This is a genomic window from Vibrio casei, assembly GCF_002218025.2.
Taxonomy (GTDB): domain Bacteria; phylum Pseudomonadota; class Gammaproteobacteria; order Enterobacterales; family Vibrionaceae; genus Vibrio; species Vibrio casei.
On sequence record NZ_AP018680.1, the window covers coordinates 1,720,670 to 1,737,385 of the forward strand.

Genomic DNA, 16,716 nt, shown 5'->3' on the forward strand with positions numbered 1-16,716 from the left:
TTTTTTTACACTGCAAACTAATTGTGAAGCTCAGTAACATAGTAGCGTGATAAGCGTCACGATTAAAAAGTAAATTATTCCTATTCTGATTGTTTTAACAACTTTAAGACATAAAGAAATAGCCCATAAATATTTAACTTAAAACCTAAAACAGCAAAAGTAATGTACGTTGAATCAAATATTGCGGAACAAAGTAATGAAATAGCAACGCAATTGATGATAACTTGAAATAAGATTATTTTAACAAATCAAAGATGGAGTTTTTCATGTCGAAGAGACTTAGACGTACAAAAATTGTTACCACCTTAGGCCCAGCAACAGACAAAGGGAATGTCCTAGAAGAGATTATTAAAGCTGGAGCCAATGTTGTCAGAATGAACTTTTCTCATGGCTCAGCAGAAGACCATATTCTACGTGCTGAAAAAGTGCGTAATATCGCAGCTAAACTAGGCATTCATGTCGCCATTTTAGGTGATTTACAAGGCCCGAAGATTCGTGTATCTACCTTCAAAGATGGCAAAATTCAATTAAAAATTGGTGACAAATTCACTTTAGATAGTGATTTAGAAAAAGGCCAAGGTGATCAATCAGCCGTTGGGCTTGATTATAAAGAACTTCCAAAAGATGTTGGTGCTGGTGATGTACTCTTATTAGACGATGGTCGAGTGCAGTTAAAAGTCACTCGAGTTGAGGGAAATAAAGTTCATACCGAAGTCACTGTTGCAGGGCCATTATCTAACAATAAAGGGATTAACAAAAAAGGTGGCGGTCTGTCAGCTGACGCATTAACTGAAAAAGATAAGCAAGACATTCTTACTGCTGCCAAAATCAAAGCCGATTATCTTGCGATTTCTTTCCCACGAAATGGTGAAGATATGCATTATGCACGTCGCTTAGCCCGTGATGCCGGTCTTGAAGCAAAATTAGTCGCAAAAGTAGAACGAGCAGAGACCGTAGTTAGCCAAGAAAGCATGGATGACATCATCTTAGCCTCGGATGTTGTGATGGTCGCTCGTGGTGATTTAGGTGTCGAAATTGGAGATGCCGAATTGGTTGGTGTACAAAAACAATTGATACGCCGCGCTCGTAGCTTAGATAGAAACGTCATCACCGCAACACAGATGATGGAGTCAATGATCACAAGCCCTATGCCAACACGCGCTGAAGTGATGGATGTCGCTAATGCGGTATTAGATGGAACCGATGCGGTTATGCTTTCAGCAGAAACCGCGGCTGGCGACTTCCCGATTGAAACAGTGAAATCAATGGCTGAAGTCTGTATAGGCGCGGAAAAAATGCCTTCTATTAATGTTTCGAACTATCGTTTAGATCGTAAGTTTGACTCGGCTGAAGAAACCATCGCAATGGCAACGATGTATTCTGCAAACCACATGGAAGGGATTACCGCCATGATCTCGATGACAGAATCAGGGAGAACACCTCTAATGATGTCTCGACTCAGTTCAGGGTTACCAATCTTTGCGTTATCTCGTAATGAGAGCACGTTGAACCGTGCAACACTCTACCGCGGTGTGACACCGGTATTCTTTGAACATGAGGCAGGTTCAGGCCTACCTTGTGCCCTTGCCGCAATTGAAACGTTAAAAGAAAAACGTTTAATAGCCAAAGGGGACAAAGTCATTATTACCCAAGGTGACATCATGGATTTAGTTGGTTCAACCAACTGTATGCGCATTATTGAAGTTGAATAAACGGCTTCGAATAAAGTAAAAGAAGAGGAGCCCATTGGATTGGCTCCTCTTTTTATTTGGCAGGTCATCAAGACAAATACCACCTTGTACTCTATCCGAACATCTATCAAAATGTTCAACCTTTATCCTGACGCTGGATACTATCGTAAGACCGCTCTAACACTTCCCAAAACTGTTTTTCAAAACCTTTTTGACGACCCGAAGTTAATTCTGAAAAGTACGATTGATACATTTTCCAAGCCCAAGCATCAGAGTCAACGTTGTCTGGTGCGTTCTTTTTATAAGTTTGAAAACGCTTAAGTAGAACGTCAGGTGACAGTTCATTAAGAATATATTTCAGTGCAATGGTGGTAGATTGATGCATTCTTTCACTATGGTTTTCAATGGACTGCAAACTTGTTGAAATAGCTTGAGCAGGGTCTAGGTGAAATAAACTTTTATTCTGACCAAACATCAACTTTTCCGTCTCATTAACACTAAGCCCCATTTGCAATGGGTTATCTTGTATTGGTTGAAAACTACGATTTAATAAATGGAAATAGCTATCTTGGCGACTATGGATAGAAACTAACCCTTCTATACTAGCTTTTAACGATTCGACTTCAGATTGCTCACTCCTTAATAAATCTGACGTTGGCGACATGTCTTTCTCCTTGTTCGCTTCGGGTTCAATGCGAGGTTTTGTAATCTCAGATGACGAGACAGAAACATCCATTGATGGCGGTAAATCTATATCGAGCTGAGGTATATAGGTGTGTGGCGAATCTTTTTCAACAGACTCATTCATACTTTTGTAGGATTGTTCCATTTCAACTTCCACCACTTTCAAGTGGGCTTTAAGTTGATAAGACCCAATTCTAAACACATCCCCATTATGAACGATAATGGCTTTATTCTGTTCAAATTGGGGATCTTGCTCGTTGACGCCAATACCACCTTGAATGTCAACAAGGTGGTATTGACCATTCTGAAATTTTATTTGGCAGTAAGGTGTTATAAGGGCATTATTGGGATCAGGTAACACCCAATGACATGACTCATCATTACCTATATAGCCTCCCTCTTGTTTGAATTGATGAGACGCAGCTCCACCCGTTTTTAACAAACGAGTGTTCATCACAACAAAAGTAAGAAAAGTGTGCTCTTCCATAGTCACTCCATGTACAGCAATTTACGACAATAAAATCACTTATATTTCCATACAACCAACGGCTATTACGTCAACAATATATTATTGATTAGTGTCTAATTAATCAGTCTCACGTGATTTAAGGTGTATCACAATGGCAAGGAATATAAGTCTAGGAATAATTTGAGTAAACTGGATGTTGAGGGAAAAGCGAAGGAGGGAAAAGTTCTAGTTTTGAATATGCGACACAGTTAACTAACCTCAATAATTGTAGCCACACTCAATGACAAGGAAGTGGCTACAATGTATTACATATTAGTATAAGCACTCTGATGAATAATATCTGGCTTAGAGCTCAGAGAAGAGAATTGAGCAATAAAATTACGCCCTGCTTGAATACCCATTTGATAATCAAACTCTAAATCTTCCGCTTTACTTAGCAAAGGAGAGGATCGCAATGGTTCTTCTGGTGCAATTTGTAAAATAAAGCAGTCATCCGGTGGCTTAAGCATAAAATTATGCGTTAAGGTAAACGTTTGATGATGAACCATGAGCATATCCATAATGCCGGCATCAAATTGGTCACCTAACAAATGGCATAATCGATAAACATCACCACTACCAAACAACCATCTTCCACCATTTAGCAGTGGTTTAAGCTTATCAGTTTCAATCAATTGGGATTTAGCTATACGATTTTGAAGAAAACCGTTCAAATCCACTTTCCAGCCTGCAGTACGGTTAGCAATACTATTCTGAATAGCTTCAAAATGTTGATCAAGTCCTACTCTACTTAAAAATGAAGATTCATTAGCTGGTGTAGGTTCAGGTGCCATTTCTGCATTTAAATCAACTGGTTCGGTCCGAATGACGGTAATTAACCTTGCACCTTGCCTCCAGGCTTCTTGCGCTGGAATGGCCGCAGAAACGCCACCATCAACATAACATTTGTGGTTAATCTCGACTTCGTGCCTATATAGCGCGGGAATAGCACAAGTTGCTTTAAGCACATCGATCCACTCATTAACCATAATAGGTAAATACTCGTCATGTAGGTTCTCGACATTCGTCACCGCAGCAAAAGCTTTTCTATCGCCAAGAACAAAACGACCAACATCAACATCAAGCAGATAAGGTGGTGCACTAAGTTGTTCAAACGCCCAGTCTAAATCAAGTCTTTGTTTACGTCGAATATGAGTAAAAAGACGAAAAAATTCAGGCCGAGTTGTCAGTTCGCTGATGAATGCCTTACCCAAACCTTTTTGACGACAAAGAAAAGATGTAAGGTTAAGCGCACCTGCGGAGGTACCATAAAACACATCAAATGGATCCATAGCAGCTTCGAGTAAACTGTCGAGAACACCTGCCGTAAATATTCCTTTCTGTCCCCCGCCTTGGGCGACAAGAGCATGCTTACCGTTGGTGTATTTGCTCAGCGTTGTGGAATCAACAGAAATACCTATATCGGTAATCACACCACTGTTTTTCACACACCCTCCTTAATTTTATAGGGACATTCAGTATATTAATGAGTTACCACTATCAACGCATAGGCACCAATAAAGGCTAATTCGCAAATCATAATAGATAAAGCAATTTTAAAATCGTAATTCATAATAAAACTCCAGATAGTAAAAACAATCAAATTCTAGCATGAGTTTTCATTTGAAGCTTTAACAAGCCTAAGCCGAAGCAAATAAAAGATATAGACATTAATCTATCAGACTAATTTGAAGCCTTAATGTAGAACAAAGTTTTGCTTCAAGTCATAATTTTGTATATTAAAACATCATATAGACCAAACATTTCAACAACATTATTATCACAAAAAACACATAATAAGCAGGCAATATCACCACCCACCAATAAATAAACAGATAATTATTACAAATCACCACCAATAGAAAGATTTATTGATTAAGTTAATAATTAACTTGCCCATCCTTCATCTATTGCGTTCTTTATATTCACTATGTAATCTCAAACCATGTATAGGTGGAAATACCACTTTATGCAAACACACATTAATATAATTAGAATAATAAACTGGATCTTAATGTTGTAATTAGAATATTTAGCCAAGGACATGGCTATTTCTATTCTAGAATTAGGAATCCACATCATCAGTTACAGAGGGTTTGTACATGAAAAGAGAACAATGGGGCTCCCGTGCGGGGTTTGTTCTAGCAGCCGTAGGATCGGCTATTGGATTAGGTAATATTTGGCGTTTTCCATACATGGCGTATGAAAATGGTGGAGGTGCATTCTTTATTCCTTACCTTATAGCCATGCTTACTGCTGGTATCCCTTTTATGATTTTAGAATTTACCATGGGGCACAAGTTCCGTGGTTCTGCACCTAAAACACTCGCTAAAATTAACAGTAAATTTGAATGGCTTGGGTGGTTCCAAGTGATGATTGCTGCGGTTATAGGTGTCTACTATGTGGCAATCATTGGATGGGCAATTTCTTATACTGGCTTAGCCGTAACTCAAGGATGGGGAAGCGATCCAAATGCTTACTTCTTTGGTGAGTATTTACAACTAGGTGGAGACAATTCACCAAGTAAGCTAGGCGGTATTCAGTGGCATATTGCCATTCCAATGATAGCGGCTTGGGCAATCACTTTTAGTGCTATCTACAGTGGTGTTAAGGGTGGTATCGAACGAGCGGGTAAAATCATGATGCCTATCTTGTTCATTATGGTACTTGCACTTATTGGCCGTATGGTATTCTTACCCGGTGCTGTTGATGGCTTAAATTATCTATTCCAGCCAGATTTCAGTAAACTTACAGACCCATCGGTTTGGTCAGCTGCATATGGCCAAATGTTCTTCACTCTGTCAGTTGGTTTCGCCATCATGCTAGCTTATTCAAGTTACCTACCTGAAAAATCGGATATTAGTAATAACGCCTTAATGACCGTATTGATTAACTGTGGTTTCTCAATTCTTGCAGGGGTACTTATTTTCTCTGTGCTGGGTTATATGGCTCAAGAACAAGCCAAACCATTAACTGATGTTGTCTCCGCGGGTGTCGGGTTAGCCTTTGTCACCATTCCCGCAGCCATTAACTTATTACCTGCTCCTTATATTTTGGGTCCACTATTCTTTCTTGCACTAGTTGTTGCAGGCTTGAGCTCACATATATCTATCCTAGAAGCGGTAACGTCAGCCTTTATGGATAAGTTGAAGTGGTCTCGTAAGAAAGCGGCAAGTATTGTTTGCGGTGTAGGTCTATTAGTATCCCTATCATTTGCCACTAACGGCGGTTTACTCCTATTGGATTTGGTTGATTACTTTATTAACAACCTTGCCTTATTAACAAGCTGCTTAATTGAGTTATTACTTGTCGGTTGGTTATTCAAAATTGCTGATATCCGTCAGCACGCTAATGACATTTCTGACTTTAGTATAGGTATTTGGTTCGAGCTTTGTATCCGTTTTATCACACCGATTATGATTGCAATCATTCTAGGTAATAAGATTGTCGATACTTTAAATGAAGGTTATGGCGGTTATGCAATGTCTGATCTTTTATTACTTGGCTGGGGACTACTAGCATTAATGCTCGTTATCGCTATTACCGTTAACGCAAAAAAAACAAAAGAGGCTTAATAATATGACGACTGGTGCAATCATTATGATGATTATCGGCCTTGGCATAACATGGGGCGGAGCCGCTCTTTGCATCCGAAAAGCGATGTCAAATAAATCCTAAAATCTGAAGCTGAAACATATGATGATAAGCTTTATTAAATAGGTTAAAACAGACACTTTAATGAAAAAACCAGTTAGGAATACCTAGCTGGTTTTTATTTAGAATCATAAATAAACTAAGGTTTTATTAGAAAGCGTAACGAACACCGGTTGCCGCCTGAAAATCCACATCAAAATCATCAGGGAAACTAATAGAGGGACTCAATTGTATGTAAGCATCCCAGCGACTAGCAAAATTCCAATCTAGCCCAAATGGTACTCTGACACCATAATCACGAAAATGGTCATCATGATTATTATCGACACAGAACCCCTGATTATTGTAATAATTACAGTTCCCCCCATGCCAAGTCTTATCCCATTCATACCATCCACCAACAGAGGCGTACCATGTAAAGGGAAGGTTTTGATTAAATTTACCGGTTAAGAAAATGTAATCAGCTGAAATCCCATCATCACCAACTGCAATATTCACTTTGTCGTATAACTGACCAACGATACTGAAACCTTGATCGATACCAACACCAAATTTGAAAGGGGAATGATTCGTATAAGAGACTGGTGTCGTGTTATTTTTCGTTCCTTCATCTGCAAATGCTGTATTTACAAAACAGCATGCTACAATTATCGTACTTAGGCGTACTTTCATAAATCCTCTAGTTCTCAATCTTCAATAACAATATCCCTACTGTAAAGATTTATTTTCAGGGTTGTGTAATCCCACGGCAAAATCAATATAAAATAACCAAATATTTACATAAGAAATACCTTGTTTGTATTCTATGCATAACATTCAAATATAAAAAAACCAGTGATGTTATCACTGGTTTTAAAAGCTACCAACTGGACTGATTAATATTCGACAACATTCGTTTCGAATTTTTTATCATGCCAAGGTGGATTGCTATGCGCTAAAAATTGAGCACCACTATATAAAACATATAAGCCTAACGTCGCAACACTCAAATATATTTTTTGAAATTCGCGCTTCAAATAGCGTGATTCAGTCATTGATTTATTCGTTACTGACACAACCGATAACCGCAAAAAATATCGAGAGAATGAATTTCCAAGCAAACGAAAACAAAGCCAGTGATAGGCCATATAAACACCGATAGTAATTAACATCACTCCGATAATAACCAATAAAATCACAGGTAAGGCTATTGCATCATTAAACGAAACAGAAACTCCTGTACCTTGGGATGCATAAGCAAGCACCCCTAGGTAGATATCCCTCACTATCATGGCAAACATCTGCACGATAGCAAGATCAATTACGAAAGAACCAATTCGCTTATATTTATGCTTAAAATTCATTCAATTAGCGACCAAGCTTCGCATTAATAGCAGCTTTATAGACGGCCGCTTGAGCACCATAAATAGCTTGAATACCCGTATTACCAATCTTAACAAGACCTTTTGCACCTAGGTTTTCTGTCCAGAATGTATTATCTTTTACTTTTTCACCATCTTTAACAGTGATACGTAAACGAGTAATACATGCATCAACATCCACTAAGTTTTCTGCGCCACCAAGCGCTTCGATCATAGCATCGACTTGAGCATCATCACCGCCAGATTTACCCGCAGCTTTAGCAGCTTGATAATCTTTTTTCGATACAGTAACGACTGCACTGCCTTTTCGACCTGGTGTTTTTATATCGAATTTAACGATATACCAGCGGAAAAGGAAGAAATAAATTGGCGCATAGATAACACCAACAAGCGGAATATAATACCAATTATTAAGCGTACCAGTTAGGCCTGGTAACATACCAAACAAGCTGAAATCAATGAAGCCACCACTGAATGTCATCCCTACTTTCACATTTAATAAATCCATCAACATGAATGAAATACCAGCTAATGGCACATGGATGAAGTAATAAAGTGGGGCAGCCAAGAATAAGAAAGTAAATTCAATTGGTTCGGTAATACCTGTTAAGAATGCTGTCAATGCGATAGAGAACAACATACCACCAGCTACTTTTTTATTCTCATCATCTGCCAGTGTATACATAGCGTATGCAGCCGCAGGAAGACCAAACATCATGAACGGGAATTTACCCGTCATAAAGTTAGTTGAAGAGAATTGTGAGTAATCACCATTTGCTAATGAAGCAAAGAAAATATTTTGAGTACCAGCTACAACCTGACCTGCGATATCGGCAGTACCGCCAATATTCGTTTGCCATAAAGGTAAGTAAAATACATGGTGTAAACCGATAGGAATCAGAGAGCGCTCAATAATACCAAATGCAAATGATGCGATGAAACCATAACCAGAATCTTTTAGTTCACCAAGGCCGGCACCGATAGAACCAAAGAATGCACCTATATATGGCCAAATGAAAACTAAAGCAATACCGTAGAATAAAGCAGCAAATGCACTAATGATTGGAACAAAACGTGCACCGCCGAAGAAACCTAAATAATCAGGTAACTTCACATCATGGTATTTATTATGCAAAATAACAGTGAAAGCACCTGCAATCATACCCCCGAACACACCCATATTCATTGTGTTATGAATACCTAACATGTCGGTCAAAATACCTTGGTAATGGTTTCCCATAAGCACTATTGATGAGCCATCAACCATGCCAGCCACCGCCATAGACTTTGCAATTACCACATTCATGATAAGGAAAGAAATAACCGATGCGAGTGCAGCTGAACCTTTTTCTGTTTTTGCAAAACCAATAGCGACGGCGACTGCAAACATTAATGGTAAGTTACCAAATACGATGTCACCAGCAGCGGTCATAATTTGCAAGAAATTATTCAGCATGGTGCCATCTTGTAACATTGAAATATTATAAGCTTCAACCATACTCTGGTTTGTGAAACTCCCCCCGATACCCAGCATAATACCTGCAGCTGGAAGCAGTGCTATCGGCAGCATCAATGCTTGCGATAGTTTACTAAAAAAGGCCTTCATAACCCCTACTCCTTTGATTTTAATTTTACTATTTTTTACAATTATAATTTTTGTAGGCGTACATTAGTCTTGTCGATTTTTTTTGTCAATCTGTTCACTGACTAAGTCATGTTTAAGTGATTTTTTTTTGATCTTAGTAGATTTTTCTGCTGGATTAATTTCGCCCTTCAAAAAAAACAAGCCCTTTTTCATCTTTTTTTCACAATTTACATTTGTTAATCATTCGTTAAAGCCACGCTATCCACTATTAACGATTAATAAATAAATCTGTAAAGTTTTTACCTGTCTTCGTAATCACGTCTGCTACTGAACACTGTTGTAATTGAGCAAGGTAATTAACAACCTCTAGTACATAAGCTGGTTGATTTTCTTTTCCTCTATGAGGTACAGGGGCAAGATAAGGTGAATCTGTCTCAACCAATAAACGATCAAGAGGTAATTGTTTAACCACTTCTTGAAGTTCAACTGCTTGTTTAAACGTAATTATCCCTGACAGGGATATATAAAAACCCAACTCCATCGCTGACTTCGCAAAAGCCAAGTCTTCTGTAAAGCAATGAATAACTCCCCCGCACTTCTCTGCATGACCATTTCTCAGCGCATCGAGCGTTTCCTGCCGTGCATTACGGGTATGGATAATCAGTGGCTTATTCAATTCATTAGCAACATCAATATGATGCTCAAATAATTCTATCTGACGAGCTGATGTTTCTGGTTGATAAAAAAAATCTAAGCCAGTTTCACCCACCGCGACCACTTTTGGATGAGAAGCGTATTGTTTAAACAGCGACAAATTAAAATCACTATCACAATCCAACGGATGAACACCACACGAAGCATGAACCTGATCAAAAGGGCTAATCATTTCCAACATATTTGGAAAAGCTTCTAAGGTCACCCCCACACTCAGCATCTGCTCTACGCCAGCTTGTTTCGCTTTTTTCACGACATCAAATACATCAGTGTGTAAATTATCGTAATTTAACTTATCGAGATGACAATGCGAGTCAACTAACATTCATAGCTCCCAAAATTATGCTTAGAATAAGATATTGATTAGCAATGTGTAGTTCAAATAATAGACGATAATTACGCGTCTTCAACCAAACCAATGTACCAATCTAAAATAAGAAGTTCTGCATTTAATCCGCTGGATGTTGTTAAAGATAAATGCAGTTTCTGTAAACGATGATAATGAGAATAAGCTGTTTGATAAGGAATCAACTCAACGAGCTCATTGAAAATAAAAGGAGCTGGGTGTTCTAGCACACCAAAATGTGCTTTTTGGATGTCACTAAATAGATACATCAACCATAGCAATTTTTCATATGGCTCCGATTTAAAAAAGCCCTGTAATTCAGTAAATGGGATTAATTTTGTTTTAAAGCTATTCAGCGTTAACCTCAATAATTTCCCCCACTCAACATGTTTATTTTGTTCAATAAAATGTAATGCTGTCACAGGTGATTGCGCATACATTTTTAAACAAAACCAATCAATAGGCTGTTTATTTTGAATACTGGCATGCGAGTCCAGCCAATTCATCAAAACGGATTGCTCAACTAAAGGCAACTGCCAGCTTTGGCAACGACTGATAATAGTAGGTAATAACTTGTGCTTATCTTGCGTTAATAGAATAAATACGCATTTTTCTGGCGGAGTTTCTAGCGTTTTTAATAAAGCATTAGAAGCCGATTCATTCATCGCCTCTGCAGGATTAATTATAATAACCCTTTTACCACCAAGCTGAGAAGATTCAAGCGCGCTTCTATTAGCTTCTCGAACTTGATCAACACTGATCCTTTTACCCTCTTTTTCCGGTAAAACCCAGTGGATATCAGGATGATGTCCTCTTAGACTCAACTCACAACTATGACAAAACCCACATGCATCATCATCAGAGTTTTTACACACTATTGCTGAGACTAGTTTTGAAACAACCTTTTCAATCCCTGTCCCAGAAGCGGCACTAAATAAGATAGCATGAGGAATTGCATCAGTTGCTAGCATTGATTGCCAGCGTTTCCATACAGGCAACAACCAAGGGTATAAATCGTTCATGATCAGTTTTTTTGCCCATTAGCAAACCATTGGTCAAGCGCTGACGTAATGTCTTTTGATACTTTTTCAATTGTTTGATTAGCATTAATGGTAATAATTGATGAATCATGACTTGCTGCTTCAAGATAGCAGGCTTTCACTCGCTCAAAAAAGCTCAAATCCATTTTTTCAATACGATCAAGTTCTCCACGGCTACGAGCTCGTTGCAGACCAATTTCGGGGTCAATATCTAGATACAATGTTAAATCTGGTTTAAAATCGCCCAAAGCGGTTTGTTTTAAACTCGACATAATGTCACGGCTAATCTGACGCCCACCACCTTGATAAGCTTGAGAAGAGAGATCATGACGGTCCCCCAATACCCATTGATTTTTCATTAAAGCGGGTTTGATTTTATTTTCTACGAGTTGAACACGCGCAGCATAAATCATGAGAAGTTCACTAATATCACATAGTACTTCGCCCTCATGTTCTTCTTTCACTAAAGTGCGAAGTTTTTCTGCTAATACCGTCCCACCGGGTTCACGAGTTTGAACCACATCATCAACATTATGTTGATGCAGTACGTGCATGATAGTACTAATAGCGGAGCTTTTACCTGCACCTTCTAGGCCTTCTACCACGATAAATTTAGCTTTACTCATTAATTACTCTTATTCGCTCTTAATTTTCTTAAATAATTACGTACTGCGCGATTATGCTCAGGCAATGATTTAGTAAAAACATGCCCGCCATCACCACTAGCAACAAAATACAAATAACGACTCGTTTCTGGATTAAGTGCCGCTCTAATCGATTTAGCTCCAGGCATAGCAATTGGTGTCGGCGGCAAGCCATTTATTACATAGGTATTATAAGCTGTTGGTGTCGAAAGATCTTTCTTTCGAATATTTCCATCATATTTATCCCCTAGCCCATAAATGACGGTAGGGTCCGTTTGTAACCGCATGTTTGTATTTAAACGATTAACAAATACAGAAGCAATCCTTTCTCGTTCAGACTCTATCGCCGTTTCTTTTTCGATAATTGATGCTAGGATTAATGCTTCATATGGTGTTTTTAAAGGTAAGCCTTGTTTACGAGTCTCCCAAGCTTGGTTTAATACGCGCATCAAAGCATTATGTGAACGCTTTAAAATATCCAAGTCACTCATACCAGTAGTATAATGATACGTTTCTGCTAATAGGAGTCCTTCCAGCTTATCTTTATCAATCCCAACTGCTTTAGCAATGTCAGATTCCGTCATCTCTTGAGTTTTGTGTTGCAAACCTTTCGCTAAAGACAGCTGAGTACGCCATTCACTAAAACGACTGCCTTCAATAAAAGTAACGGTGTATTGGAATTCATTACCAGCAACCATTTCCTTCAATAAATCATTTAAAGTTGCTTGCTCCTGAACTTGATAAGTGCCCGCTTTGATATTGACTAAATTAGGATAAAGGTAAGGCAATAATCGGGAAAAAGAAGTTCGTTCAATTGCTCCTTTATGCTCCATTTGCCAAAGCGCACTTCTCAAACTACTTCCACGCTTTATTGTCACGAGTCTATCGCCTTGAGCATAAACTTCTTGCCCCAAATAATCGTTCACTTCACTTTTAGCAAAAAAAACCATGCCAATAACGACTATAACAATGACGATAAATAAGATGACTAATTTTTTTATCACGGGTTTATTTTCTCCTGTAGAGTTCGAGTTAAGACGCCAATTTCAAAAAAATGATTTTCAAAACCTATGACAGGTACCACACTATGTAATGCGTTAGTGGTAAACACTTCATCAGCATTCATAAATTCCGTTAAGGTGTACGAGCCAACATGGATATTTAATCCAAAAGTTGATGCTCGCTCTAGAATATAAGCTCTCATAATACCTGCCACGCCAGATTGACTTAAATTAGCAGTATATAAAATATCGTTTTTAACCCAAAAAAGGTTTGATGCACTGGTTTCAATAACATTCTGATTAATATCTAAAACCACGCTATCATCAAAAGGTTGTGTTTCCATTTCAGCTTTAATCAAAATCTGTTCTAAACGGTTATTATGCTTTAATCCAGCAAGTAACGGATTAAGGCCTAAATGAACGCTAGATAACCCCAAATGAATTCCATTCGCTTTCCATCGAGTATAATGTTCAGGGTAATCAAAAGGATGAATAGTTACCTGTGGATTATTCACACCAAAAGGACTATAGCCTCGCCCCCCCGTCCCACGACTTACGTGTAATTTGATACCACTTAGGTAAGGAACAAAATCTGAATGATGAATTGAGATAGCATCAGCTATCCACTGCAAGACACAATCCCAATCAGGTTCTTCAATAAAAAGACGTTGTAGGGCTTCACTCATTCTTTTTTGATGTAAGGCCCATAAGTCAACTCGCCCAGATTTAACCAGTATTGTGCTAAAACAACCATCGCCATAATTAAATGAACGATCACCTAGCGACGTTACGTTTGTCTGTTGCCCATTAACTAAATACATAGGGGTTCACTTAATGCTTGAGCCTGTTGGTTGAACCTAACATCATACCGAAAAAAAGCGGCCTAATGCTATAACATTAGGCCGCTTTATAAAATGTATTCTTTTTTAATATCACCAGATTACTGGCTTTAAAAGAATTAAATGCGTTTTAAAATCAACGAACCATTCGTGCCACCGAAGCCAAATGAATTACATAAAGCGTACTCCATGTTTTCGACTTTGCGAGCAGTATGTGGAACGTAATCAAGATCACAACCTTCATCAGGATTATCTAGATTAATCGTTGGTGGTACAATTTGGTCAACAAGGCTCATCGCAGTAATGATTGCCTCAACCGATCCTGCAGCACCAAGTAAATGGCCTGTCATTGATTTCGTTGAAGATACCAAAACTTTCTTAGAAGCTTCTTCACCTAAAGCACGCTTAATACCGAGTGTCTCAGCCACATCACCAGCAGGGGTAGATGTACCGTGAGCATTAACATAACCGATTTGGTCACCCGTAATGCCTGCATCACGAATAGCCGCCTCCATCGCAAGAGCACCACCTGAACCATCCGCGCTTGGTGATGTCATGTGATAAGCATCACCACTCATACCAAAGCCGACTATTTCACAGTAAATTTTTGCGCCACGGGCTTTAGCGTGTTCATATTCTTCGACCATCATCATGCCGGCACCGTCACCAAGAACAAAACCATCACGATCTTTATCCCAAGGACGAGAAGCCAATTGAGGCTCATCATTACGACTAGAAAGTGCTTTAGCAGCAGCAAACCCCCCCATAGCAAGAGGTGTAGAGGCTTTTTCAGCACCGCCTGCTAGCATGGCATCTGCATCACCATAAGCGATCATTCGCGCAGCATGACCGATGTTATGCAAACCAGTGGTACAGGCTGTCGAAATCGCAATATTTGGACCACGCAAACCTTTCATAATAGAAAGATGGCCGGCGATCATATTCACAATAGTTGATGGCACAAAAAATGGGCTCATACGACGCGGACCGCGTTCATGCAACAAAGTCGCGGCATCTTCAATTAAGCCAATACCACCGATGCCAGAACCAATAGCAACACCGGTTCTAGGTGCGTTTTCATCGGTAATTTCAATACCTGAATCATTAAATGCTTGGATACCCGCAGCAATACCATATTGGATAAATAAATCCATTTTGCGAGCTTCTTTTTTTGACATGTACTCTTCGCAGTCAAAATCTTTTACAAGACCAGCAAAGCGAGTGGAAAAGTTTGTAGCGTCAAAATGCTCGATATTTACGATACCACTCTGACCTTCTAAAAGGGCTTTCCAAGAGGATTCAACTGTGTTGCCTACCGGTGACAACATCCCCATGCCTGTAACAACTACACGACGTTTGGACACGATTCTTTCTCCGGAAATTAATATTGAGATAATGTAGAGATGGAAGGTATAAGATAAAACTCAGGCGGTCAAGGAGACCGCCTGGGGGTGTTATTACTGTGCGCTGTTTACGTAATCGATAGCAGCTTGAACAGTAGTAATTTTTTCTGCTTCTTCGTCAGGAATCTCAGTGTCAAATTCCTCTTCTAAAGCCATTACTAGCTCTACTGTATCTAAAGAATCAGCACCTAGATCATCAACGAAAGAAGCTTCATTTTTAACTTCAGCTTCGTCTACACCTAGTTGTTCAACAATGATTTTTTTTACGCGTTCTTCGATGTTGCTCATTTTTCTTTTCCTATTACAGAGAGTTCGCTTAAATGCGATGTTGCCCGTAGTTTATTCAATCTTTGAAAAGTTGCAAGTCTGACCTTGCTGGTCAAACCACAAATTTCAGGTTTTTCACTGAAATTTGGTACGTATTTGACCTAAATCATGCAAAGTGCTGTTTAAAAAGCACTCTAAATAATTTAAACCATGTACATGCCACCATTCACATGAAGTGTTTCGCCAGTAATATAGGCGGCATCATCAGAAGCTAAAAATGCAACTGCTGATGCTATTTCACGCGGATCACCTAATCGACCTGCTGGCACTTGAGATAGTGTAGCAGCACGTTGGTCATCATTCAGCGCTTTTGTCATATCAGTTTCGATAAAACCGGGTGCAACAGTATTTACCGTTACTCCGCGAGATGCGACTTCGCGAGCCATAGATTTAGTAAAGCCAATCACACCGGCCTTCGCAGCTGCATAGTTAGCTTGACCTGCATTACCCATTGTTCCTACAACAGAACCAACATTGATAATGCGACCACAGCGTTTTTTCATCATGCCTCGAAGAACCGCTTTAGACAAACGGAAAATCGACGTTAGATTAGTATCAATGATATCTTGCCATTCGTCATCTTTCATACGCATCAACAAGTTATCACGAGTAATACCGGCATTATTCACTAAAATGTCAATTCCACCGAATTCTTCATTAATGGTTTTAATTGTAGCAGCAACAGAATCTGCATCCGTTACATTTAATGCTAAACCTTTACCATTACTTCCAAGGTAGTCAGTAATCGCTTGTGCACCAGACTCACTTGTCGCTGTACCAACCACCGTTGCACCGCGCGAAACTAAAAGCTCGGCAATAGCACGCCCGATACCACGACTGGCACCAGTAACTAGTGCAATTTTACCTTCAAGATTCATTATAAATCCTCTTTATGACTGAAAATATGTACTTCGGCACA

At 39.1% G+C, this 16,716-nt stretch carries 16 protein-coding genes; 3 read left to right on the forward strand and 13 right to left on the reverse strand.

Features of this window, described 5'->3' with window-relative positions; translation table 11 throughout:
• Nucleotides 1-266 precede the first annotated feature (266 nt).
• Nucleotides 267-1,712, forward strand: coding sequence for a pyruvate kinase (gene pyk / locus VCASEI_RS08160; protein WP_086961013.1), 1,446 nt, complete (start codon nt 267-269; stop codon nt 1,710-1,712).
• Nucleotides 1,713-1,827: 115 nt separating this feature from the next.
• Here pyk and VCASEI_RS08165 read toward each other — a convergent pair whose 3' ends face one another.
• A complete protein-coding gene (locus VCASEI_RS08165) occupies nt 1,828-2,862 on the reverse strand; it encodes a type VI secretion system-associated FHA domain protein (RefSeq protein WP_086961011.1) in 1,035 nt (344 codons plus the stop codon).
• A 287-nt stretch (nt 2,863-3,149) separates the two neighbouring features.
• Nucleotides 3,150-4,331: a patatin-like phospholipase family protein gene (locus tag VCASEI_RS08170; protein ID WP_086961009.1), complete on the reverse strand. Its 1,182-nt coding sequence runs from the start codon at nt 4,329-4,331 to the stop codon at nt 3,150-3,152.
• A 654-nt stretch (nt 4,332-4,985) separates the two neighbouring features.
• On the opposite strand from VCASEI_RS08170, the gene VCASEI_RS08175 reads away from it, so the two are divergent.
• Nucleotides 4,986-6,458, forward strand: coding sequence for a sodium-dependent transporter (locus VCASEI_RS08175; protein WP_086961007.1), 1,473 nt, complete (start codon nt 4,986-4,988; stop codon nt 6,456-6,458).
• Between the two features lie 4 nt (nt 6,459-6,462).
• On the forward strand, nt 6,463-6,561 hold the full coding sequence (locus VCASEI_RS08180; protein ID WP_086961005.1) for a MetS family NSS transporter small subunit: 99 nt from the start codon (nt 6,463-6,465) through the stop codon (nt 6,559-6,561).
• 126 nt (nt 6,562-6,687) lie between these two features.
• Here VCASEI_RS08180 and VCASEI_RS08185 read toward each other — a convergent pair whose 3' ends face one another.
• The 11 genes from VCASEI_RS08185 to fabG all read right to left on the reverse strand — a co-directional run bounded on the left by VCASEI_RS08185 (nt 6,688) and on the right by fabG (nt 16,675).
• Nucleotides 6,688-7,209 carry a hypothetical protein gene (locus tag VCASEI_RS08185; protein ID WP_086961003.1) on the reverse strand — a complete coding sequence of 174 codons (522 nt, stop codon included), beginning with the start codon at nt 7,207-7,209 and terminating at the stop codon, nt 6,688-6,690.
• 203 nt (nt 7,210-7,412) lie between these two features.
• A complete protein-coding gene (locus VCASEI_RS08190; RefSeq protein WP_089110180.1) occupies nt 7,413-7,880 on the reverse strand; it encodes an RDD family protein in 468 nt (155 codons plus the stop codon).
• Nucleotides 7,881-7,884: 4 nt separating this feature from the next.
• On the reverse strand, nt 7,885-9,504 hold the full coding sequence (locus VCASEI_RS08195) for a PTS transporter subunit EIIC (RefSeq protein ID WP_086960999.1): 1,620 nt from the start codon (nt 9,502-9,504) through the stop codon (nt 7,885-7,887).
• A gap of 247 nt (nt 9,505-9,751) precedes the next feature.
• Complete coding sequence (locus VCASEI_RS08200) at nt 9,752-10,522, reverse strand: TatD family hydrolase (RefSeq protein WP_086960997.1); 771 nt, start codon at nt 10,520-10,522, stop codon at nt 9,752-9,754.
• A 71-nt stretch (nt 10,523-10,593) separates the two neighbouring features.
• On the reverse strand, nt 10,594-11,565 hold the full coding sequence (gene holB, locus VCASEI_RS08205; RefSeq protein ID WP_089110181.1) for a DNA polymerase III subunit delta': 972 nt from the start codon (nt 11,563-11,565) through the stop codon (nt 10,594-10,596).
• A gap of 2 nt (nt 11,566-11,567) precedes the next feature.
• Entirely contained in the window at nt 11,568-12,209 is a 642-nt protein-coding gene (gene tmk / locus VCASEI_RS08210; protein ID WP_086960993.1) for a dTMP kinase, read from the reverse strand.
• Complete coding sequence (gene mltG / locus VCASEI_RS08215; RefSeq protein ID WP_086960991.1) at nt 12,209-13,231, reverse strand: endolytic transglycosylase MltG; 1,023 nt, start codon at nt 13,229-13,231, stop codon at nt 12,209-12,211. The genes tmk and mltG overlap by 1 nt, the downstream gene beginning before the upstream one ends.
• A complete protein-coding gene (gene pabC, locus VCASEI_RS08220; protein WP_086960989.1) occupies nt 13,228-14,049 on the reverse strand; it encodes an aminodeoxychorismate lyase in 822 nt (273 codons plus the stop codon). Before pabC ends, mltG begins: the two co-directional genes overlap by 4 nt.
• A gap of 137 nt (nt 14,050-14,186) precedes the next feature.
• Nucleotides 14,187-15,431 carry a beta-ketoacyl-ACP synthase II gene (gene fabF, locus VCASEI_RS08225; protein ID WP_089110182.1) on the reverse strand — a complete coding sequence of 415 codons (1,245 nt, stop codon included), beginning with the start codon at nt 15,429-15,431 and terminating at the stop codon, nt 14,187-14,189.
• A gap of 93 nt (nt 15,432-15,524) precedes the next feature.
• Complete coding sequence (gene acpP / locus VCASEI_RS08230) at nt 15,525-15,758, reverse strand: acyl carrier protein (RefSeq protein ID WP_004406112.1); 234 nt, start codon at nt 15,756-15,758, stop codon at nt 15,525-15,527.
• A gap of 182 nt (nt 15,759-15,940) precedes the next feature.
• Complete coding sequence (gene fabG / locus VCASEI_RS08235; RefSeq protein ID WP_089110183.1) at nt 15,941-16,675, reverse strand: 3-oxoacyl-ACP reductase FabG; 735 nt, start codon at nt 16,673-16,675, stop codon at nt 15,941-15,943.
• Nucleotides 16,676-16,716 lie beyond the last annotated feature (41 nt).

Coding starts and splice junctions, on each gene's coding strand:
- pyk (WP_086961013.1), top strand. CDS start 267: ATGTCGAAGAGACTTAGACGTACAAAAATTGTTACCACCTTAGGCCCA.
- VCASEI_RS08165 (WP_086961011.1), bottom strand. CDS start 2,862: ATGGAAGAGCACACTTTTCTTACTTTTGTTGTGATGAACACTCGTTTG.
- VCASEI_RS08175 (WP_086961007.1), top strand. CDS start 4,986: ATGAAAAGAGAACAATGGGGCTCCCGTGCGGGGTTTGTTCTAGCAGCC.
- VCASEI_RS08180 (WP_086961005.1), top strand. CDS start 6,463: ATGACGACTGGTGCAATCATTATGATGATTATCGGCCTTGGCATAACA.
- VCASEI_RS08185 (WP_086961003.1), bottom strand. CDS start 7,209: ATGAAAGTACGCCTAAGTACGATAATTGTAGCATGCTGTTTTGTAAAT.
- VCASEI_RS08190 (WP_089110180.1), bottom strand. CDS start 7,880: ATGAATTTTAAGCATAAATATAAGCGAATTGGTTCTTTCGTAATTGAT.
- VCASEI_RS08195 (WP_086960999.1), bottom strand. CDS start 9,504: ATGAAGGCCTTTTTTAGTAAACTATCGCAAGCATTGATGCTGCCGATA.
- VCASEI_RS08200 (WP_086960997.1), bottom strand. CDS start 10,522: ATGTTAGTTGACTCGCATTGTCATCTCGATAAGTTAAATTACGATAAT.
- holB (WP_089110181.1), bottom strand. CDS start 11,565: ATGAACGATTTATACCCTTGGTTGTTGCCTGTATGGAAACGCTGGCAA.
- tmk (WP_086960993.1), bottom strand. CDS start 12,209: ATGAGTAAAGCTAAATTTATCGTGGTAGAAGGCCTAGAAGGTGCAGGT.
- pabC (WP_086960989.1), bottom strand. CDS start 14,049: ATGTATTTAGTTAATGGGCAACAGACAAACGTAACGTCGCTAGGTGAT.
- acpP (WP_004406112.1), bottom strand. CDS start 15,758: ATGAGCAACATCGAAGAACGCGTAAAAAAAATCATTGTTGAACAACTA.
- fabG (WP_089110183.1), bottom strand. CDS start 16,675: ATGAATCTTGAAGGTAAAATTGCACTAGTTACTGGTGCCAGTCGTGGT.